Genomic DNA, 20302 nt, shown 5'->3' with positions numbered 1-20302 from the left:
GATCAGCGTAACGGTCCGGCCGAAGTTTTCCTGCCTTGGAAGTGTCCTGAGTCTCCATGGTTATCAGAGGGGGCAGTTCCCCGTCTTCTTCGGAGGCTGCTCATCATGCTAAACCTTTGGGACCAGATCCCCTATAACAAGATCGGCGAGTTTGGCGATCGCTCCGGCCGCACCGGTTACACTCCCTCTCTGCACGAACCTGTGCCGGATTGGGACGTCACCGCGGAGATTCCCAACCCCTCGACCTCAGCTCCCGTCCTGCACCTGCTGGTCGTGGATGAAGACGCTCCCGTGCGTGGTGCCTGCTGCGAGATCGCTCGCAAGATGGGCTTCGCCGTGACGGCGGCCGAGAGTCTTCCGGCGGCGAGGGCCATCCTTCAACACCAGAAGGTCGACCTGATCCTGCTTGATCTGAAGTCGCCCGGTGGTTCGGCGCTCTCTCTGCTCGAGGAGGTCAAGGCGATCCATCCCGAGACCAACGTGGTGGTGATGACGGCCTACGCCACCGTGTCGAGCGCGGTGGAGGCCATGCGCATCGGAGCGGGCGATTATCTGACCAAGCCCTTTGCCGTTGAGGAGTTAGCCACGATCCTTGGACGAGCGGGCGACCGTCGCCAGTTCAACCTTGAGAGCCGCCGTCTGCGCGATCGTCTGCGCAGCCAAGGTGGCGTCGCTCCGCTGATCGGCCGCTCGCCCCAGATGGAGAAGCTCTATCGCATCCTGTCCAAGGTCGCTCACTCCAACCACCCGGTCATCATTCTGGGTGAGGGCGGCACGGGCAAGGAGGCGGTGGCGCGCTCCATCCACTTCAACGGCCCCAACGCCGCTAAGCCCTTTGTGCCGGTCGACTGCGGCTCGCTGGTTCCGGCGCTGGTCGAAGGCGAGTTGTTCGGCTATGTGAAGGGAGCGTTTCCCGGCGCGATGCGCACCAAGGAGGGATTGCTCTCGGTCGCCGCTGGGGGCACGGTATTCCTCGATGAGGTGGCGGACCTTCCACTAGACCTTCAAGGAAAGCTGCTGCGGGCATTGCAGCAGAAGGAGATACGTCCCATGGGGGCATCGCAGGCCGTGCCTATCTCGGCGCGTATCCTGGCCGCGACTAACCGCGATCTGAGCGCGATGGTGGATCAGGGGCGGTTCCGCCGCGACCTGTACTTCCGGCTCAACGTGGTTAGCCTGAGGATTCCGCCGCTCCGCGACCACAAGGAGGACATCCCCATGTTGGTGACGCACTTCCTGGAGCGCCAGCAGAAGGAGACGGGCACAGCCCACAGCTTCTCGGACGAGGCCCTGCGGGTCATCTCCGAGTACGAGTGGCCGGGCAACGTGCGCGAGTTGGAGGCAGCGATCCTGCGCGCCTGCGCTCTCTCTTCCGGGCCGGTCCTGCACACGGGCGACCTGCCGACGGAGTTGCAGGAGTTCCGTTTGGAGTCCGGCAGAAATCGTCCAGCCCGGATTGGTGAAGGCGGTGCATCTAGAAACCTGGGGGCGTCTCAGGCCTCCATTCAGGGGCACTCCTTTCCTGCGGAGGACTCCTCCAGCCTGGGGAATGGCTACGGGATGGGCTTTGCGGGAAAACGGGAGGCTGCGGGGATCATCTCCATCGCCGAGTTGGAGAAGAAGGCGATCCTTGGCACCATCCGCCAGCTAAACGGCGACAAGCTGATGGCGGCGCGGCTGCTCGGCATCGGTAAGACGACCCTGTATCGCAAGCTCAAGGAGTATGGGTTTGCAGACGTGAACTGACCGTAGGGCACCCGGCCTCGACTGCCGACTGGCGGCGGATACCGGGTGCTCTCAAGCACCACGTAATCGACTCAACGTAGTCCAGAGTTCGAAAGGTGAACGGATCGTGGCGACTTCATTAAGCAGGGATGTACTGGTCATTGCAACGTTTGTAGGGGCGGAGAACTGCGCTCTTGCAATTGAATCGCAGATTGGCTCCAGAGTTGAGCTGGCAACGAGCCGCAGGGCGGGGCTGGCGGCGCTTCGGCGGTCCCAGTTCGGCGTTGTGGTGGTGGAGGAGAGCTTGGCGGAGAGCGATCTGGAGTGGGCGGACGCTCTCTGGCAGTCTCTGGGTACGGCCATGCCGATCCAGGTCAACTTTGCCATCTCGGGCACGGCGCGGCTCACGCGCGAGGTTAGGTCGGCGCTGGCGCGGCGTGACGGGGAGCAGATAATCGTCCGCCGGGTGGTAACCGAGGAGATCGAAAACGACCTCAAGACCTCGCTGACGGGGCTGCTGTTGCAGAGCGAGCTGGCGCTGCGAGAGCCGGCCGTGCCTCCGGGGCTGGAGCCTAAACTGCGGTCGCTGGTCGAACTGGCGGGTGCGATCCGGGAGAGATTGCGGACATAAAGCAGCGAGCGGATAACATGGTGGCGTGGCCGCATGGTCACGGAGGCATAACGATGGGCTGCGTTCACCAGAAAGAGATCAAGGATGAGTTCCTTCATAGCAGGCACCGTCCCAAGGGCTGCGAGGAGTGCCTGAAGATCGGGCAGGGTTGGGTTCACCTGCGCGAGTGCCTCGTCTGCGGCCACGTCGGCTGCTGCGACTCCTCGATCGGCAAGCACGCCACCGGGCACTTTCACGCCGTCCATCATCCCGTCATGCGGTCGCTCGAGCCGGGCGACCACTGGGGCTGGTGCTTCGTGGACCAGCAGATGTTCGAGGTCCGATAATTTCCGGGCGGGGCTTTGCTATGCTTGGTCATCTCGTCCCCATCTTGGAGAATGTATGTCTGAAGTTGTATCGAACGTCGCACCCGAGTCCGCAGCGCCCACCCCGTCGGTCAAGATCACGGTTCGTCCCAACGGCCCGTTCCGCGTCGAAGGCCTCATCTCGCTGGTCGATGTAAACGGCGTCGAGTGGGACCTGACCGGCAAACCGGCCATCTCGCTCTGCCGCTGCGGCCTCTCGTCCAAGCGTCCCTTCTGCGACGGAACCCACGGCCGCGAAGGTTGGAAGTGCGATGCCAGCCCCATTCCCACCGAACCCGTAGCCCTGGGCTAACTCCAACTGTCCACGCGCCGCGTCTTCATTCCCGGAGGCGCGGCTCATCATCTTTTCCGGCCTGTCCGGTTCTCCGGAGTCCTGATGTTCCTTCGTCTCCGCTCTTTTTCGTCGCTGGCTGTGCTTACAGCGTCCTGTCTGGCTCCAGTTCTGGCGCAGCAGCCAGCCTCGCAGTATGTCGGCCAGTACCGGGGCGTGTCCGATCCGGACGCCGTCAACTCGGTTTACCTCGAGGACGGCCACCTCTATGAGGAGAGCGACCGCACCGCCCGCGTCGAACTGACGCCCGACGGCCACGACAGCTTCAGCATGGTCGATACCCCTGCGCACGTCGTCTTCCTTCGCGATGCGAAGGGGGGAGTCGCGACACTCCGCATCGTGATGGACCGCGATCACTCGACCCTGATCGAGGAGAAGCGCTTCAGCCTCGAGCCGGTCCGCCTGAACTATGCCCGCGAGTACACCCGCCGCGAGGCCATGATCCCGATGCGAGACGGCGTGAAGCTGCACGTCGTCATCCTGGAGCCGGTGGGGGAGCCAGCGGACGCTCACGAACCGCTGCCGATCCTTCTCGACCGCACGCCCTATGGTGTCGATAACTCTACCTCGCGCTCGATCAATACCAATAAGCCTGAACTCGCCGCCAGCGGCTATATCTTTGTCTTTGGCGATATCCGCGGGCGCTACAAGTCCGAGGGCCAGTTCGTGATGAACCGCCCCATCGTGGCCCACACGACGCCGAAGGATATCGACGAGACCACCGACACCCACGACACCATCGACTGGCTGCTCAAGAACGTGTCCCACAACTCCGGCCGTGTGGGCGTGCTGGGCATCTCGTACCCCGGCTTCCTGGCCATGATGGCCGGTATCGACGCGCATCCTGCCGTCAAGGCCATCTCGCCCCAGGCCCCCATGACCGACGTATGGATGGGCGACGACTTCTTCCATAACGGAGCCTTTCGCCAGAGCTACGGCTTCGACTATGTGCAGGAGCTGGAGGCGCAGAAGACCGACGTGGTCTCCGAGAGCAAGGAGGACACCTTCAACTTCTTCCTGCGCAACGGCAACTTCGAGGGTGCGGCCCGCGCCGCCAAGATGCAGCACCTGCCCACGGCAAGGATCTTCCTGACCCAGCCCGCATACACGAAGTTCTGGCGCGATATGGCGGTCCAGAACCACCTGACGAAGGTGGAGGTGCCCACGCTCGAGGTCGGCGGCTGGTGGGACCAGGAGGATATGTGGGGCACGCAGGCCGAGTACGCGGCGCTGAAGCCGCACGACACGGCGGGCGTCGTCCAGATGGTGCTCGGCCCCTGGAACCACGGTGGCTGGTCGGGCTACGGCCGCACGCTGGGCGGACCATTCGGTCAACTGGACTTCGGCCAGCCTACCGGCACCGAGTACCGCCGGACGATCGAGGCTCCGTTCTTCGAGAAGTACCTCAAGGATCGTCCCGGTTACGATTTGAAGGCCGTGGCCAGCTTCCGCACCGGCGAGAACGCGTGGCACCGCTACGCCGCATGGCCGCCGGTCGAGGGCTTCCACGCGGCGAAGCTGTACCTGTCTCCGTCTGGCTCGTTGAGCATGGACACACCCGTCGAAGGGGCGGTGGCCAGCTATATCGCCGACCCGGCCAACCCGGTTCCATACCGCAACCGGCCCATCCAGGCCACCTACGGCACCGGCTCCAAGTGGAGGACGTGGCTGGTGGAGGACCAGCGGTTTGTGGATGGCCGCAAGGATCTGGCCGAGTTCCAGACGCCGGTTCTCGAGCAACCCCTGACGGTAACCGGCGACGTGACCGCCGACCTGATCGCCACGACTACGGGATCGGACGCCGACTGGATCGTCAAACTGATCGACGTCGCGCCCGACGGCACCCAGACCATGATTGTGGACGAGATCTTTCGGGGCCGCTACCGCAAGAGCTTCGAGGTGCCGGAACCGATTGAGCCGGGCAAGCCAACCGAATTTAAATGGAGCCTCCACGGCGCGGATCACACTTTCCTCAAGGGCCACCGCGTAATGGTGGAGGTGCAGTCGAGCTGGTTCCCGCTCTACGATCGCAACCCGCAGACCTTCGTTCCCAACATCATGTCCGCACCGGCCTCGGCCTACAAGGCGCAGACAATTACCCTCCTTGGCGGCTCGCATCTTGATATCTCTGTAGCAGAGACGCGGTAGAAGGGAGACAGCATGATTAAGACGATCAGCACTCGCGAGGTCTACCGCAACCACTGGACCAGCGTGCGCGAGGACGTTATCGAGCGCGCCAACGGGCAGCGGGGCATCTATGGCGTCGTGGACAAAGACCCCGCGACGATCATCGTGCCACTCGACGTCACTTCCGAGGGATTGTTTCTGTATCTGGTCGAGCAGTATCGCTACACGGTCGGCGGGCGTTTTCTGGAGTTTCCGCAGGGCGGCTGGGAGCAGGCCGAGGTCGTCCCTGAGGAGCTGGCGCGGGGCGAGCTGAAGGAGGAGACCGGCCTGACCGCCGGACGCATGACCCACCTGACCACCTTCCAGATCGCCTACGGGGTGATGAACCAGAAACACCACGTCTTTCTGGCCGAAGAGCTGGTTCGCGGAGCCGCCGAGCCGGATCATGAGGAGACCGACCTGCTGCTGCACCGGGTCTCGGTGGCCGAGTTCGAGCAGATGCTGCTCGACGGCACCATCGTGGACAACTGCACCGCCGCCGCCTGGGGGATGTACCTGGTCTGGAGCGCCGCGAAGGCCCGGCAGGGGTAGGGTTGCATCCGCACGCTGGCCGACGCGTCTAATATGGAATCAGGGGTCTCCATGAAGCGCATCCGCTATACCAAGTTTACCGGCGATCTGGCATCGTCCTTCGGTCTCGAAGACCTCATGCAGGCCCTCTCGGACTTTCTCCTCGACTCAGGCTTTCAGGACCCCAGCTCACGCTTTCAGGATCTGGACGGCGAGCAGACCCTCGAGAACCTGCGCGAGGCCATCAAGCAGGCGCTCGAGTCCGGCGAACTCTTTGACGAGGAGGCGCAGGAGAAGTTCGACGAGCTGGACGAGGAGCAGGTGGAAGAGCTGGTCGACCAGATCATCCAAAAGATGCAGGAGCAGAACTTCATCAACGCCGAGGAGCCTGGCGATGGCGACTCTCTGCAAGGCGACGGCGAGGGGCAGACCCGCTTCGAGGTGACCGACAAGGGGATGGACTTTCTCGGCTACAAGGCGCTGCGCGAGCTGCTGGGGCCGCTGGGCAAGTCCTCGCTGGGCCGCCACGATACGCGCCACGAGGCCGCAGGGGTGGAGACGAACGGCTCCTCCAAGCAGTACGAGTTCGGCGATAGTCTGAACCTCGACATTACCGGCACGCTCTCCAACGTCTTCGCGCGCGAGGGCATTGAGAACGGCATCGCCGGGATCGAGTACTCGGATATTCAGGTGCAGGTGGCGGACTATCAAAGCTCCTGTGCCACGGTGGTGCTGCTCGACTGCTCGCACTCGATGATCCTCTACGGCGAGGACCGGTTTACCCCGGCCAAGCGCGTGGCCATGGCTCTGGCGCATTTGATCCGCACGCAGTATCCGGGCGACACCATCGACCTGGTGCTCTTCCACGACTCCGCCGAGCATATTCCCATCGGCCAGTTGCCGCGCGTCAAGGTCGGCCCGCACTACACCAACACGCGTGAAGGGCTGCGCGTCGCCCAGCGGATTCTGCAACGGTCGAACAAGGACATGAAGCAGATCGTGATGATTACGGACGGCAAGCCTTCGGCCCTGACGCTGCCGGATGGCCGCATCTACAAGAACGCCTTCGGCCTGGACCCCATCGTCATCTCGGAGACGCTCGAAGAGGTCAACCGCTGCAAGCGCTCGAACGTGATGATTAATACCTTCATGCTGGCGAGTGATTTTCAACTGGTCCAGTTCGTGCAGCAGGTGAGCGCGATGTGCCGGGGTAAGGCTTACTTTACAACCCCCGAGACGCTGGGGAGCTACCTTTTGATGGACTTTATGAGCCGCCGGATGAAGACGGTCCACTAAAGAGGTTGGGGTAGGGAAAGAAAGCATACCTCGGGGGCTAAAGCCCGCTTCTGTGGAGGATTTTGATGTCCGGGCTAAAGCCCGGACCTACCCCAGAAGCAACGGCAAGAATGAAAGTAACGGCAAGAGCCAAAGCAACGGCAAGAACAACGGCAAGAACAGAAGCAGATTCCTCCGCTTCGCTCCTGAATGACAACCAAAAGAACAGGCAACAGCAAAACGCCCTCGTGCCGGGTGGATGGCACGAGGGCGTTTTGTACTTTTATCCGTGGTAAACGCTTTGGTCTAGTTGAAACCGCGGCGGCTGCGGTTCTTGGGGGAGTCTTCGAACTCGCGCTCGCGGATACGTTCGGCGTACTGAGCGGCCTGCTCGTTGCGGCTCTTCTTCTCGGCGGCGGAGAAGCTGCGCTCCTCGGTGCGGGAGATGCGCTTGTGCGCGGTCATGCCTTCGAGCAGGAACTCCGCCGCCGACACAGCCACCTCAGGCGCGGACTTCGCGGTGATGTGCAGCGGCGCGAGCTTCTCGAAGAGTCCCTGAATCTGGTGCAGCTCGGCCAGTGAGCCTGCGGAGGGCTGCGCGTCGTTGAGCTGGACGGTGCCGCCCAGGTTGAACCACTGCTCGATCTGCTGGGTGTTGACGCCGCCGAAGTACTGGTCGAAGACCATGGCCACGGCGGTGCGAATGATCTCGCGGACGACGGTATCGGCGCCGCGCATCTCGCCCTCGTACTCCAGCTCGATCTTGCCGGTGATGCCGGGCAGCGCGGCGTAGATGTCGCCCACGCGGGGGACGACGACGCTCTCGCTGTGGATGAGGGCGCGGCGCTCGGCGTTCGAGACCACCAGCTCCATCGTGGAGATAGGCAGGCGCTGCGAGACGCCCGAACGCTTGTCGACCTTCTTCTCGTCGCGCGCGGAGAAGGCGATCTGCTCGACGATCTGGCGGATGTAATGCGGAATCTCAATACGCTCGATGACCGTGTCGCCGGGCGCGTAGGAACGGGCGGTCCACGCCTCCTGCTCGGTGATGGTGATGGCCTCATCAAGCGACTCAGGATAGTGGGTGCGGATCTCGGAGCCGATGCGGTCCTTGAGCGGGGTGACGATCTTGCCGCGGGCGGTGTAGTCCTCGGGGTTGGCCGAGAAGACGATAGCCACGTCCAGCTCGAGGCGCACGGGGTAGCCCTTAATCTGGACGTCGCCCTCCTGCATGATGTTGAAGAGCGCGACCTGGATCTTTCCGGCGAGGTCGGGGACCTCGTTGATGGCGAAGATGCCGCGGTTGGCGCGGGGCAGCAGACCGTAGTGCATGGTTAGCTCGGAGCCAAGCTCGTGGCCCGAGCGGGCGGCCTTGATGGGGTCCACGTCGCCGATCAGGTCGGCCACGGTGACGTCCGGAGTGGCGAGCTTCTCGACGTAGCGGTCCTCGGGCGTCATCCAGGCGATGGGGGTGGCCTCGCCCATCTTCGCGATCAGGTCGCGGGAGAACTTGCTCAGGGGCGCGTAGGGGTTGTCGCGCAGCTCTGAACCGGCGACGTAGGGTGCGTAGGCATCGAGCAGCGTGGTCAGCGAGCGCAGGATGCGCGACTTGGCCTGGCCGCGCAGGCCGAGCAGGATGAAGTTGTGCCGGGAGAGCACGGCATTGACGATCTGGGGCAGCACGGTGTCGTCGTAGCCGACGATGCCGGGGAAGAGCGGCTCCTTCGTCTTGGCGACGGTGCGCAGGCGCACGATGAGGTTGTCGCGCAGCTCGTCTTTTACGGAGCGGCCAACCCGCTCGGGGGTGTATTCACTGCTGCGGAGTGCGCCTAAGGTAGTCGGGAGATCCAGATTCGCCATGTGTTGAGTATAGATGTTTGAGGGCGGGAGGGGATTCACCGCCCTGTAACTGAGCGCGTAACTCAGGCGGTGAGATCCTCGCGCAGGGCCTCCATCTCGGCCAAGGCGTGCTGGTTGCCGGTGCGGTTGGCGGTGGCGATGCCCAGGTGGAGACGGGCTACGGCGTCCTCGGTGCGTCCGGCAGCGACCAGCGTCTGGGCCGACATCTGGTAGGCGGGCACGTAGTCGGGCACCAGCTCGATGAGCCGGTCGAACTCGGCGAGGCCCTCGTCGATGCGTTTCTGGGAGACGTACTCCATGGCCAGGCCGTAGCGGGCGAAGGCGTCGTTGGGGTTCTGGGTCAGGATCTGGGAGAGCATTGCGAGCTTGTCCATAAGTTCTATGGTGAGGGTTGCGCCGAGCGGGCGCAAGCGGATGAATACGCGGTAAACTGGAGGTTCATGAGCGAAGAGAGAATCGTACGGCCAGTTCGGGAGTCGCAGTCGGAGCGGAGCGAGATCATCTTTCCGGCGGATGCGAACGCGCTGGGCAATCTGTTTGGCGGGCGGCTGATGCAGTACATCGACCTGGTCGGCGCGATGGCGGCCTCGCGGCACTCGCGGGCCATCACGGTGACGGCGAGCATGGATCACCTGGACTTTGTGGCCCCGGTGCACGTGGGCGACCTGCTGATCCTGAAGGCCAGCGTCAACCGCGCGTTCCGCACCTCGATGGAGGTCGGCGTAAAGGCGATGGTGGAGGATATCCGCGAGCAGAAGCTGCGGCATGTCTCCTCGGCCTATCTGACGTACGTGGCGGTGGACCGCGAGGGCAAGGGTCTAGTGGTGCCGGAGCTGCTGGTCGAGACAGACCACCAGCGGCGTCGCTATGAGGACGCGGGGCGTCGGCGCGAGATGCGGGCCGGGGAGACTCTGCGTAAGAAGCGGCTGCGCGAAGAGCTGGCCGTGGATTGGCACATTTAGGTTTGAAACAGGGATAGGAGAACGATATGGGTGCACAGGGACAGGGAATGCCGCAGGGGCCGCAGCCGTTGCCGGGAGTTTCGCATGTAATCGCAGTGGGCAGCGGCAAGGGCGGGGTGGGCAAGACCACCGTGTCCGTCAATCTGGCGGTGGCGCTGGCTCGTCTGGGGCATCGGGTGGGCCTGATCGACGCCGATATCTACGGGCCGAATGTGCCGATGATGCTGGGCGCGACGCGGCAGCCGAACGTGGTGGGGGATAACCGGATCGAGCCGATCCTGGCGCACGGGGTGAAGTTTATCTCGGTCGGGCTAATCTCGCCCGGCGACAAGCCGATGGTGATGCGCGGGCCGATGCTGCACCAGATCATCCGGCAGTTCTTGCAGCAGGTGGAGTGGGGCGAGCTGGATTACCTCATCATCGACCTGCCTCCGGGGACGGGCGATGTGGTGATCTCGCTGGTTCAGACGGTGCCGCTGACGGGCGCTGTAGTGGTTTCGACCGGCTCTTCGGTAGCGTTGCAGGATGCTCGCAAGGCGCTCGAGATGTTCCACCAGGTGAAGGTGGAGGTGCTGGGGCTGGTCGAGAATATGTCGCAGATGACGCTGCCCACGGGAGAGGTCATCGACGTCTTCGGAGCCGGTGGGACGGAGGCGACGGCGCGGCAGTTCGGGCTGGAGTTCCTCGGCTCGGTGGATATGGCTCCGGCGATCCGCAAGGGCGGCGATAGCGGGATGCCGGTGGCGCTGGCGGGGCCGGAGAGTGCTCTGGGAGCGGCGTTTTATAAGCTCGCGGCCAAGGTGATTGACGTGGCTGAAGCGGCTGGGGCCGACCAGACGGATGTAATCGAGATCAGCTAAGGCTTATTCGATTCTTGTGAAATAGATGAACCCCATGCCTCATCCGAGGCATGGGGTTCATCTATTTGTGCTGGAGAATAAACAGGTATTCCGGCGATAAGGTGTTTTTGCTGTTGCCTGTTTTCTTGGTTGTCATTCAGGAGCGAAGTGGAGGAATCTGCTTTTGTCTTCTTCGTTGTTTTTGCTTCTGGGGTAGGTCGGGGCTTTAGCCCCGACATCAAACCCAGCCTATGAACTGGGCTTTAGCCCCCGAGGTATGCTCTCTTTTCCTGGGCGGCCGTACATCGTCCGAAACCCATGTCTCAAAATCGAGACATGGGGCACCCGCGTTTGTGGCAGGGGAAGGAAAGCATACCTCGGGAGCTAAAGCCCCGCGTCCGTGGTGAGTCGTAATGTCCGGGCTAAAGCCCGGACCTACCTGAGGAACAACGGCAAAAGCAAAAGCGTAATGGCAACCGCAAAGACAAAAGCGAAGCAGATTCCTCCGCTTCGCTCCTGAATGACAACAAAAAAGAGGCAACAGCAATAAAGATCAGGCGAGTTCGAGCGTGATCTTCTTGGCTGCTGCGTCCAGCGTGGCGATCTTGAAGCTGCGGATCTGGCCGGGCTTCAGTTCCTCGGGCTTGCTGGGCGGTGCGGCGGCTGGCTTGGCGGCGGACTTCTTCGGGTTTACCTCGGTCTTCCACTTGGCCGAGAGGAGCGAGCCGAGGGCGGAGAGATCGACCGGGCCGGTGGCGGTTGGGGTCGGCTCTTCCACCGTCGCGGCAGGGCAGGGACGGGGCAGAAGGAGACGATGCCTTCGCCCAGCTCGACGCGGGCGATGTTGCTGACGTGATCGATGTCGATGATGCGGCCCGAGAGGGTGTCGCCGACGGCGTGCTCGGCCAGGAACTCGTCGAGTCCGGTGGGGATGAGCTGCTTGATCGAGAGCTTGAGCTGGCGCTTCTCGTTGTCGATGGCAACGACCTGTGCCTTGACCACCTGACCGACGCGCAACGCTTCAGACGGGTGGTTGAGGCGCTTGTCGGCGGCGATCTCGGAGATGTGGATGAGGCCCTCGATGCCCTCGGCTACTGTGAGGAACGCGCCGAAGGGAGTCAGGCGCGAGATTGGGCCTTCGACGACCGAGCCGGCCAGCGTGGTGCGGGACAGCTCGACCCACGGGTCGCCCAGGGCCTGCTTGAGACCGAGGCCGAGGCGCTTGTCCGCCGGGCTGATCGAGAGGATGATGGCCTCGACGTTGTCGCCTACGTTGACGATGTCGGTGGGCTTGTGGACCTTCTTGCCCCACGCCATCTCTGAGATATGGATGAGGCCCTCGATGCCGGGGGCCAGCTCCACGAAGGCTCCGAAGTCGGTGGTGCGAGTGACCGTGCCGGTAACCTTGTCGCCCAGGTGGAAGCGCTCCTCGATGGTGTCCCACGGGTGCGGCTGGAGCTGCTTGAGGCCGATGGCGATGCGGCGCTTCTTCTCGGGATTGGCGGCGTCGGGCTGGTCGATCTTGAGGATCTGGGCCTCGATGGTCTGGCCGACGGTGAGGACGTCGGCGGGGTTGGCCACTCGGTGCCAGGAGATGTCGGAGATGTGCAGGAGCGCGTCGGCTCCGCCCAGGTCCACGAAGGCTCCGAAGTCGGTGAGCGAGCGGACGGTGCCGGAGACGGTCTGGCCCTCGGCCAGCTCGGAGAAGCGGGCATCGGAGTTGGCACGGGCCTCCTCTTCGAGAACGCTGCGGCGGTCCACGACGGCATCGGGACGGCCACTCTCGCCGCCCTCAAGGTCGAGCTGCGTGATGCGGACGCGGATCTGCTGGCCGATCAGCGCGGCCATCTCGGCGGCGTCGCGGGTGCCGGTGCGCGAGCTGGGCATGAAGGCGCGCATCCCGATATCGACGGTGAGGCCGCCCTTGACCACGCCGGTGACGGTGCCGACGACCGTTCCCTTAGCCTCGAAGGCCTCTTCGAGCGAGCTGTAGTCCTTGACGACGGCGGCGCGCTGGCGGGTTAGCTCGTAGTAGCCGTCGAGGTCGCGGCCCTTGACGGTGACGCGGAAGCGGTCGCCGGGAGCCACGGCCTTCTCGTCCGCCGAGAAGCCGCTGAGCGGCAGGATGCCCTCCGTCTTGTAGCCGATGTCGAGGAAGACCGTGTCGTCGGAGACGGCGATGACGGTGGCCTCGATGAGCTTGGAGCCGGAGGTGCGGTCGACGGCGGAGGCGCGGGCGAGGTCGTTCTCGCGAAGCAGGTCGGCGAAGGACTCGGTGGTCGCTTCATCGACCTCGGGCGTAGTGGCGACGGAGGTCTCGGGGTCGGAGGGAAGCGGGGTTTCGGGGCTGGTTATCTTTGGGAAGTCCACGGATCAATTTTGGCACATTTCTGACACATTTCAGGTCTGGCACATTTTAGGGTTTGGGTTTGAGCGGGCTGGCGGGGGACCAGGTGGGGCGCTCGGCGGCGTTGGCGACGGTGCGGGCGAGGTTGTAGAAGAAGGTGTTGAAGGTGCGGGCGGCGGCGAAGTCCATCGGCTGCTTCAGGTCGTCCTGCGGGCGGTGGTAGCCGTAGTTGTACCACTCGCGGTAGCGGCGCTCGGCGTCGGTGTTGGGGTCGAAGCCGAAGATGAAGCTGATGGCGGGGACGCCGATCTGGAGGAAGTGCCAGTTGTCGGAGCGGGTGAGCAGGCCGCGCTCCGGCTCGCGGTCGGGGCGGATCTCGATGTGCATGGGCGCGGCGACGGCGCGGGCGGTGGCTCCGAGGGTGGTGTCGTCGACGGCTGAGGCGGTGAGGATGTGGAGCGGAAAGAGTGGGCGGAGCTGGTCGAGGTTGATGTCGGCGATGAGGGATTCTTTGGGCAGCGTGAGGTGGTGGGTGAACCAGCTCGCGCCGAGGAGGCCCTTCTCTTCGCCGGTAAAGACGCAGAGCAGAATGGAGCGTTTGAGAGGGGCCTTTTGGTCTGCGATGAATTGGAGCAGCAGGGCTACGTAGGCAGCGTCGTCGAGGGTGCCGTTGTAGAGAGAGTCTCCGAGGACCGGCTCGCCGAAGCCGTAGCCGTCGAGATGCGCGGAGAGGACGACGTACTCGTTCTTGAGGACGGGGTCGGAGCCGGGCAGGACGGCGAGGATATTGGGGGAGGAGATATCGCGCTGGGTGGTCGCGGTGGTGACGCGCAGGCGGGCGGGGATCTCGAAGGTTGGCAGGGGTTGCGAGGCTCCGCCCAGCTTGAGGATCGCGGCGGCGTCCTGCTGCGAGCCGCTGATGAGGGCGGCGAAGCTGGCGGCAGCGAGGCGCATGGTGGGGATGGAGGCCGGTGCGGCGGGTGCGTTGGCGAAGGTGACCGAGCGGGAGTAGGCATCGGGCCAGCGCGGCGGCTCGAGCGTGAAGGCGGTATCGTCGACGTTGATGAGCGCGACGGCTCCGGCGGCCAGTGCGGCCTGCTGACGTTGACGGGCAGAGGTCATGCCGGTGCGGCGGGTGCCGAAGCAGACGGCGATCTTGCCTTTGGTGTCGGCCATCTCGGCGGGGGAGCAGTAGCCGCGGAAGACGAGCGGGGCTTCGAGCGTCGGCGGCAGGGTGGGGCTTGCCGCGATTGAGATCTGGTGCAGGAACTCGAGCGGAAGTGTGTCCTTGCCGTCGCGGAGGAGGGTGAAGGTGGTGCCGGATTTGGCGACCTGGATCTCGTGCAGAGGAACGCGCTGGAACCATGTGCCATTGTCGCCAGCCGGGGTCAGGTGGAGCTGGGCGAAGCGGTCGGCGACGTACTGGGCGGCGCGCTCGTAGGCGGCGGAGCCGGTGTCGCGGCCCTGCATGGCGTCGGAGGAGAGGTCTTCGGTGGTGTGCCACCAGGCGCGGGTGTCGGCGTCGGGAATCTCGTGGTCGCGCGGGTGCTGAGACTGCGCGAGGGCAGTTGCGCTGAGAAGCGTCAGGGCAAGGACTCGTTTGAGGGACATGCCGGTGATGTTATCAGGCGTGAGGAGTGGCACCCGGCCTTAGGTGAAACCCATGTCTCAGAGTCGAGATATGGGTTCCCGAAGGTTAGGCTCCGTCACTGAGCAGGATCAGGGAACGGCCTCCGACGATAATGCTGGGGCCGAGTGGCGGTTGCGCGAAAGGATCTTCGAGGTTCTCGGTATTGAGAATCTGCTTCCACGGCGTGCCGTCGGGTGGCGGCGGCAGCTTGAACTCGACACCCTCGTGGAAGGCGTTGATGAGGATCAGAAAGGAGTCGTCGCAGAGTGGCGTGCCGTCCTCATCGGTTACCCCGAGCGTCTTGCCGTTGAGCAGCAGAGCCAGCGAGCGCGCCCACTGCGCGTTCCAGTTCTTGTCGTTGAACTCCTCGCCGTCGGTGTTGCACCAGGCGATGTCGCGCACGACCGAGCCGCGGATGGTGCGGTCCTGGAAGAACTTGCGGCGGTGCAGGTTGGGGTGGGCGCGGCGCAGTTGGATGAGCTTGCCGGTGAAGTCCATCAGCCGTCGTCGCGGCGCGTCAAGGTTCCAGTCGTACCAGGTCAGCTCGTTGTCCTGGCAGAAGGCGTTGTTGTTGCCGCGCTGCGAGCGGGCCACCTCGTCTCCGCCGCAGAGCATGGGCACGCCCTGAGAGAGCAGCAGCGTGGACAGGAAGTTGAGCACCTGGCGCTCGCGCATCTCGAGGATGGCCTTGTCGTCGGTAGGGCCTTCGACGCCCATGTTCCAGCTCTCGTTATCGCTGGTGCCGTCCTTGTTGTTCTCGCCGTTGGCCTCGTTGTGCTTGTCGTTGTAGCTGACGAGGTCCCAGAGGGTGAAGCCGTCGTGGGCGGTGATGAAGTTGATGCTGGCGTAGGGCTTGCGGCCGTCGTACTGGTAGAGGTCCGACGAGCCGGTGAGGCGGTAGGCGAAGTCGGAGAGCTGGCCGTCGTTGCCCTTCCAGAACTTGCGCACGGTGTCGCGGTACTTGCCGTTCCACTCGGCCCACAAGACAGGGAACTGGCCGACCTGATAGCCGCCGTCGCCTACGTCCCACGGCTCGGCGATGAGCTTGACGTCGGCCAGCGTGGGGTCCTGGTGGATGGTGTCGAAGAAGCTGGAGAGCTTGGAGACGTCGTGCAGCTCACGGGCGAGCGTGGCGGCGAGATCGAAGCGGAAGCCGTCCACGTGCATCTCGGTGACCCAGTAGCGAAGCGAATCCATCAGGAGCTTGAGCACCTGCGGGTTGTAGACGTTGAGGGTGTTGCCGGTGCCGGTGTAGTCCATGTAGAAGCGGGGCTTGTCGGCCATGGTGCGGTAGTACGTGGTGTTGCAGACGCCCTTCAGCGAGAGCATGGGGCCTTTTTCGTTGCCCTCGCAGGTGTGGTTATAGACGACGTCGAGGATGACCTCGAGCCCGGCGGCGTGCAGGTCCTTGACCATCTGCTTGAACTCGTTGACCTGACCGCCGGTGTCGCCGCAGGAGCTGTAGCGCGACATGGGGGCGAAGTAGCCGAGGGTGTTGTAGCCCCAGTAGTTGCTGAGGCCCTGGTCGAGGAGGTGGCCTTCGTCGATGAAGTGGTGGACGGGGAGTAGCTCGACCGCCGTGACGCCCAGCTTCTTCAGGTAGTGGATGCTGGGCTCGCTGGAGAGTCCGGCGTAGGTGCCACGCAGGTGCTCGGGCACCATGGGGTTGCGCATGGAGTAGCCCTTGACGTGAACCTCGTAGATGACGGACTCGGAGTGCGGGGTCTCGGGCGGACAGTCGCAGCCCCAGTCGAAGCTGTGGTCGATGACGATGCCCTTGGGTACTCCGGCGGCGGAGTCCTGGTCATCGCGTTTGGTGTCGTCGCCCGAGGCTACATCGTAGGGAAAGATGGGCTGCTTCCAGTCCACCTGGCCGCAGATGGCCTCGGCGTAGGGATCGACGAGCAGCTTGGCCTTGTTAAAGCGCAGACCCTTCTCCGGCTCCCAGGGACCGTCGACGCGGAAGCCGTAACGCTGTCCGGGCCGGATGCCGGGCAGGAAGCCGTGCCAGACGAAGGCGGTGCGCTCACTCAGGGGGATCGAGCAGGTCTGGACATTATTTTCATCGAAGAGGCAGAGCTCGACGCCGGTGGCGAACTCGGAGTAGAGGGCGAAGTTGGTGCCCTTGGCATTGGCCTTGGCGCCGAGGGGGTAAGGGCGGCCGGGAAGCAGGAGAGGGGTGGTGGTGGAGGCTTGGGGTTGGCACTCAAACTGGGGTTCGTTCTGAATCTCGTTCTGGGCAGAAGTCATAGGGGTGCGGATCTCTCTTTGGCGGTCGATTTACTGACTGCGGGCCTGAACTTCGAAGCCTGGGTTGTGCCGGCGTGGTGGTTGGAATCACTGGTAAGAATGGATGCTCGAAGGGAGGGGCAGGGTGCCTAAGATGAGGTTCGCGGAGATCGCCAGGCAAAGGCGGCGACTGTGCTTCTTTTTGTTCATTCTTGCAACGAAAGTGTTACTGTCGCTTCATTGACTTGCCCCTTGGGGAGACGTAGCCTCAGTTTGACTGTGTAGGGCAGGCTATGGGCTGGTTGGACATGCTCCGCCAATGGGCGACATGGCCTCAGGTTGACTATAGGCCGCACTGTGAGTGAGTGCATCTTTGAGCTTCTGAGTCGATCTTTGAGCTGCAGAACTAGCGTCGCGCCGCAGTTATGGCTGAACGGATCCGGGCGGAGCGGCAAAGAGTCTCACCCTTGGGTAAATTGATATGCAAACGGAACAGACACGTGAACTCTCTGGAGTGCCTGAGCTTGAAGGCGAGACTTCAGATCTTCAGAATCTTCAGGAACAGCCGGTAGCTGGGGCTCTCGAAGCCTCCGGGACCCCCGAAGACGTAGCCCTTCTGTACTCCTCGGCCGAGATGCACGGCGCGAAGTACCGGGACTTCTCCGCCTCGCGCCGGGAGTACCGCGCCACGGTGCGGCAGCGGGCTGTGGAGCAGCAGCTCGAGGTGGAACTGAAGGCCAGGGCTGCGACCGGGGCTGCCAATACGGCGCAGTCGGCTCCTGAGAGCCGGGACGCGGGCGAGATGGCCGTGGCGCAGCGTCAGGCGGCGTGGAACGTGGAGGATACGACCGACGCGGAGGATCTGCGCGTCCGCGCGTGGCCGGGTGTTCTAGCCGGACCGCAGCCCGTCTCCATGCCTCCCGCGCCGATCGAGCCGGGGAGCGATCGCAGCCGCGTGGCGAGGCTGGCGTTTTTGCCCGAGGGCCGCAGGAGACCGCAGGGGTATCGTCCGGACGAGGCTCCGGGGATCTCGCCCTGGGACCCGACATCGCCCGCGATGGCCAACAGCTACGATCTGCACGCGGCCCCCGAGGGTGCGCGGAGTGGCGACCTGGCCGGTCCGGCGTGGCTCTACGCGCAGCAGCCGGTGCGTGCGGCGCAGGCTCCGGCCTCTTCGGTCGCCGATACGCTGCAACACTCGCGGGAGCGGGTGGCGTCGCGCTGGTTTGCGCTACGTGGGATCTTCGATCAGGCCGGGCACGATCAGACGGGGCTCTATCAGCCTGGTCTGTCCGGTCAGGAGCATGGCGAGGGGGCGCACCTGCGCCAGCGCGAGGCGAGAACCCCGGTTCTGGCCGTCTTCTCTTTGTCCGGAGGCGTGGGCAAGACCAGCCTGGTCGCCTCTCTGGGCCGCACGCTGTCTTCGCTGGGAGAGAAGGTTCTGCTGGCCGATACGACCTCTGACGGCCTGCTGCCCTACTACTTTGGGGCCAGGGAGCTGCGCCCCGGCGTGGTTAGGACATTCTCGCCGCCCAGCGGCAGCGCCGACGCGCCGATCTCTCTGGTCAGCTACGACGTGGAGCACAAAGGCGGCGACCGGCGGGCGCAGGATCTCTTAGCCGAAGCGGTGGCCACTCACGGGCGCGGCGCGGGCCGTCTGCTCTTCGACATCAACGCGCAGAACGGCTGGATCATCCGCCGTCTGGCCGCGATGAACCTGACGGTGCTGGTGCCGCTGGGGCCGGATATGAACTCCGTCATCAGTCTGCAAGCGGTGGAGCGGTTCTTCCAGGGCGTGACCGACCACGAGGGCCGAGCGCTTGAGCCGTACTATCTGCTGAACCAGTTCGACTCTTCGCTGCCGTTGCATCTGGACGTGCGCGAGGTGCTGCGCCGCCAGTTGGGCGACCGTCTGCTGCCGTCGGTGATCCGCCGCGCTCCTGCGGTCAGCGAGGCGCTGGCCGAGGGGATGACGGTGGTCGATTACGCTCCGGAGGCGCAGGTGTCGGAGGATTACATGGGCATTGCGACGTGGCTGCGCGGAGTCGCTCCGCTGGCATCGTCGGGCTTGCGCACGGCCCGCTGGAGCGAGAGTTAGCCGTAGTCACCCTAACGATGTTTACCAGCCAGAGAGTTTGCCGGGGAGTTTTGTTTGTTGGGCGAAAAGAGAGTTGGAGCTTCGCAGCAGTCTTCGAGAAGGTGGTGGACCGGCGTGCTGGCGCTGGCCATCATGCTGGCCGCGTGGTCGGCCAGCGGGTGCCGCGCCGAGCAGCAGGGGTGGCCGTTGTGGGATGCCTATGCGCAGCGGTTTGTGGACGTTCAGGGCCGGGTCATCGACCACTCGGCCGCCGACCACACCACCAGCGAGGGGCAGGCGTACGGGCTGTTCTTTGCCCTCGTCGCTAACGATCGGGCGCGCTTCGACAAGATGCTGGGGTGGACCGAGACTAACCTTGCGAGCGGAGACCTGACGCTGCATCTGCCGAGCTGGAACTGGGGCAAGAACGCCGCCGGGGAGTGGAAGACGCTGGACCCCAGCTCGGCCACGGACGCCGACCTGTGGCTGGCCTATACGCTGCTCGAGGCGGGCCGCCTGTGGCAGGAGCCGCGCTACGCCAAGCTGGGACAGATGCTGGTCAGCCGAATCGCCCAGCAGGAGGTCGTCGAGGTGCCCAACTTCGGGACCACGCTGATGGCCGGACCAAGCGGCTTTCATCCCGACGCGAAGACGTGGATCACCAACCCGAGCTACTTTCCTCTGCCCGTGCTGACCTACCTGGCGGTGACCATGCCCAAGGGACCGTGGAGCATGGTGAAGACCTCTTTCCCCTCGCTGGTGACGGGCGGCACAAGCTCCGGCTACGCGATGGACTGGGTAGCGGTCACCGCGTCGGGGCTGAAGCCGGTGGTGTCGTCCGCGATGCAGGGATCGCATACGGAGAAGCCGGTGGGCAGCTACGACGCGATCCGGGTGTACCTGTGGGCGGGCATCTCGGACCCGGCTACTCCGGGGCTGAAGCAGCTCTTCGGGCAGTTGGGGGGCATGTCGGGCTATATGCGCGGGGCGCTGACGCCGCCGCTCGAAGTGGACGCTACGGGCAAGGTCTTGCAGGCGGACTCGCCGCCGGGTTTCTCCGCTGCCGTCATCCCGTTTCTGGAGTCGCTGGGGATGAAGGAGCAGGCGAAGGTGCAGGCCGACCGGCTGGCCGCGACCAGGGACACCGGAACCGGGCTCTACGGTCACGGGGTGGACTACTACGACCAGAATCTGGCGCTGTTTTCTGTAGGTTGGAGCGAAGGGCGATACCGGTTCGACCGCGACGGCAGGCTGCAACTTAAGTGGAAGAGGTAGAAAGGAATTGAAATGATGAGCTTTAAGTGTCATCATGCGCCGACGGAAAACGTGTGGCA

The 20302-nt window shown here is 64.1% G+C and carries 18 protein-coding genes; 11 read left to right on the top strand and 7 right to left on the bottom strand.

From position 1 onward, the window contains the following. Positions 1-105 precede the first annotated feature (105 nt). From FTO74_RS10505 to FTO74_RS10475, 7 genes are all read left to right on the top strand, one after another. Positions 106-1746 carry a sigma-54 dependent transcriptional regulator gene (locus tag FTO74_RS10505; protein WP_162538105.1) on the top strand — a complete coding sequence of 547 codons (1641 nt, stop codon included), beginning with the start codon at positions 106-108 and terminating at the stop codon, positions 1744-1746. A 106-nt stretch (positions 1747-1852) separates the two neighbouring features. Continuing rightward, a complete protein-coding gene (locus tag FTO74_RS10500) occupies positions 1853-2356 on the top strand; it encodes a hypothetical protein (RefSeq protein WP_162538104.1) in 504 nt (167 codons plus the stop codon). Between the two features lie 53 nt (positions 2357-2409). Further along, on the top strand, positions 2410-2682 hold the full coding sequence (locus FTO74_RS10495; protein WP_162538103.1) for a UBP-type zinc finger domain-containing protein: 273 nt from the start codon (positions 2410-2412) through the stop codon (positions 2680-2682). 55 nt (positions 2683-2737) lie between these two features. Continuing rightward, positions 2738-3013: a CDGSH iron-sulfur domain-containing protein gene (locus FTO74_RS10490; RefSeq protein WP_162538102.1), complete on the top strand. Its 276-nt coding sequence runs from the start codon at positions 2738-2740 to the stop codon at positions 3011-3013. An 84-nt stretch (positions 3014-3097) separates the two neighbouring features. Next, a complete protein-coding gene (locus FTO74_RS10485; RefSeq protein ID WP_162538101.1) occupies positions 3098-5200 on the top strand; it encodes a CocE/NonD family hydrolase in 2103 nt (700 codons plus the stop codon). Positions 5201-5212: 12 nt separating this feature from the next. Further along, positions 5213-5770, top strand: a complete 558-nt coding sequence (locus tag FTO74_RS10480) for an NUDIX hydrolase (protein ID WP_162538100.1) — start codon at positions 5213-5215, stop codon at positions 5768-5770. Positions 5771-5821: 51 nt separating this feature from the next. Further along, positions 5822-7045 carry a VWA domain-containing protein gene (locus FTO74_RS10475; protein ID WP_162538099.1) on the top strand — a complete coding sequence of 408 codons (1224 nt, stop codon included), beginning with the start codon at positions 5822-5824 and terminating at the stop codon, positions 7043-7045. A 285-nt stretch (positions 7046-7330) separates the two neighbouring features. On the opposite strand, the gene FTO74_RS10470 is transcribed toward FTO74_RS10475, so the two are convergent. Beyond that, positions 7331-8884 carry a sigma 54-interacting transcriptional regulator gene (locus tag FTO74_RS10470; RefSeq protein ID WP_162538098.1) on the bottom strand — a complete coding sequence of 518 codons (1554 nt, stop codon included), beginning with the start codon at positions 8882-8884 and terminating at the stop codon, positions 7331-7333. 62 nt (positions 8885-8946) lie between these two features. Further along, positions 8947-9258 (bottom strand): tetratricopeptide repeat protein, encoded by a 312-nt coding sequence (locus FTO74_RS10465; protein ID WP_255462184.1) that lies wholly within the window; start codon positions 9256-9258, stop codon positions 8947-8949. A gap of 66 nt (positions 9259-9324) precedes the next feature. On the opposite strand from FTO74_RS10465, the gene FTO74_RS10460 reads away from it, so the two are divergent. Together FTO74_RS10460 and FTO74_RS10455 are read left to right on the top strand one after the other, a co-directional pair. Then, the gene (locus FTO74_RS10460; RefSeq protein WP_162538097.1) at positions 9325-9846 is read left to right on the top strand and encodes an acyl-CoA thioesterase; all 522 of its coding nucleotides are present in this window, start codon (positions 9325-9327) and stop codon (positions 9844-9846) included. Between the two features lie 26 nt (positions 9847-9872). Continuing rightward, positions 9873-10706, top strand: coding sequence for an Mrp/NBP35 family ATP-binding protein (locus FTO74_RS10455; RefSeq protein WP_162538096.1), 834 nt, complete (start codon positions 9873-9875; stop codon positions 10704-10706). Here FTO74_RS10455 and FTO74_RS10450 read toward each other — a convergent pair. The 5 genes from FTO74_RS10450 to glgX all read right to left on the bottom strand — a co-directional run bounded on the left by FTO74_RS10450 (position 10703) and on the right by glgX (position 16912). Then, positions 10703-10924: a hypothetical protein gene (locus tag FTO74_RS10450; RefSeq protein ID WP_162538095.1), complete on the bottom strand. Its 222-nt coding sequence runs from the start codon at positions 10922-10924 to the stop codon at positions 10703-10705. The two genes, FTO74_RS10455 and FTO74_RS10450, sit on opposite strands and share 4 nt — an antisense overlap. Before the next feature lie 314 nt (positions 10925-11238). Then, positions 11239-11463, bottom strand: a complete 225-nt coding sequence (locus FTO74_RS19755; RefSeq protein WP_255462183.1) for a hypothetical protein — start codon at positions 11461-11463, stop codon at positions 11239-11241. Next, entirely contained in the window at positions 11376-13055 is a 1680-nt protein-coding gene (locus FTO74_RS10445; RefSeq protein WP_255462182.1) for a S1 RNA-binding domain-containing protein, read from the bottom strand. The genes FTO74_RS19755 and FTO74_RS10445 overlap by 88 nt, the downstream gene beginning before the upstream one ends. Positions 13056-13101: 46 nt before the next feature. Further along, entirely contained in the window at positions 13102-14643 is a 1542-nt protein-coding gene (locus FTO74_RS10440) for a M28 family peptidase (RefSeq protein ID WP_162538094.1), read from the bottom strand. 85 nt (positions 14644-14728) lie between these two features. Then, positions 14729-16912, bottom strand: coding sequence for a glycogen debranching protein GlgX (gene glgX / locus FTO74_RS10435; protein WP_162538093.1), 2184 nt, complete (start codon positions 16910-16912; stop codon positions 14729-14731). 493 nt (positions 16913-17405) lie between these two features. Here glgX and FTO74_RS10430 point away from each other — a divergent pair, with 493 nt between their 5' ends. Continuing rightward, complete coding sequence (locus FTO74_RS10430) at positions 17406-18989, top strand: cellulose synthase operon protein YhjQ/BcsQ (protein WP_162538092.1); 1584 nt, start codon at positions 17406-17408, stop codon at positions 18987-18989. A gap of 57 nt (positions 18990-19046) precedes the next feature. After that, a complete protein-coding gene (bcsZ, locus tag FTO74_RS10425; RefSeq protein ID WP_255462181.1) occupies positions 19047-20243 on the top strand; it encodes a cellulose synthase complex periplasmic endoglucanase BcsZ in 1197 nt (398 codons plus the stop codon). The last annotated feature ends 59 nt before the right edge of the window (positions 20244-20302 follow it).

Source organism: Granulicella sp. WH15, assembly GCF_009914315.1.
In the GTDB taxonomy this organism is placed as follows: Bacteria; Acidobacteriota; Terriglobia; order Terriglobales; family Acidobacteriaceae; genus Edaphobacter.
This window is presented reverse-complemented; position numbering and strand designations above follow the sequence as displayed.

Coding starts and splice junctions, on each gene's coding strand:
- FTO74_RS10490 (WP_162538102.1), top strand. CDS start 2,738: ATGTCTGAAGTTGTATCGAACGTCGCACCCGAGTCCGCAGCGCCCACC.
- FTO74_RS10480 (WP_162538100.1), top strand. CDS start 5,213: ATGATTAAGACGATCAGCACTCGCGAGGTCTACCGCAACCACTGGACC.
- FTO74_RS10495 (WP_162538103.1), top strand. CDS start 2,410: ATGGGCTGCGTTCACCAGAAAGAGATCAAGGATGAGTTCCTTCATAGC.
- FTO74_RS10465 (WP_255462184.1), bottom strand. CDS start 9,258: ATGGACAAGCTCGCAATGCTCTCCCAGATCCTGACCCAGAACCCCAAC.
- FTO74_RS10475 (WP_162538099.1), top strand. CDS start 5,822: ATGAAGCGCATCCGCTATACCAAGTTTACCGGCGATCTGGCATCGTCC.
- FTO74_RS10455 (WP_162538096.1), top strand. CDS start 9,873: ATGGGTGCACAGGGACAGGGAATGCCGCAGGGGCCGCAGCCGTTGCCG.
- FTO74_RS10450 (WP_162538095.1), bottom strand. CDS start 10,924: ATGTCGGGGCTAAAGCCCCGACCTACCCCAGAAGCAAAAACAACGAAG.
- FTO74_RS10440 (WP_162538094.1), bottom strand. CDS start 14,643: ATGTCCCTCAAACGAGTCCTTGCCCTGACGCTTCTCAGCGCAACTGCC.
- FTO74_RS10485 (WP_162538101.1), top strand. CDS start 3,098: ATGTTCCTTCGTCTCCGCTCTTTTTCGTCGCTGGCTGTGCTTACAGCG.
- FTO74_RS10470 (WP_162538098.1), bottom strand. CDS start 8,884: ATGGCGAATCTGGATCTCCCGACTACCTTAGGCGCACTCCGCAGCAGT.
- FTO74_RS10460 (WP_162538097.1), top strand. CDS start 9,325: ATGAGCGAAGAGAGAATCGTACGGCCAGTTCGGGAGTCGCAGTCGGAG.
- FTO74_RS10505 (WP_162538105.1), top strand. CDS start 106: ATGCTAAACCTTTGGGACCAGATCCCCTATAACAAGATCGGCGAGTTT.
- glgX (WP_162538093.1), bottom strand. CDS start 16,912: ATGACTTCTGCCCAGAACGAGATTCAGAACGAACCCCAGTTTGAGTGC.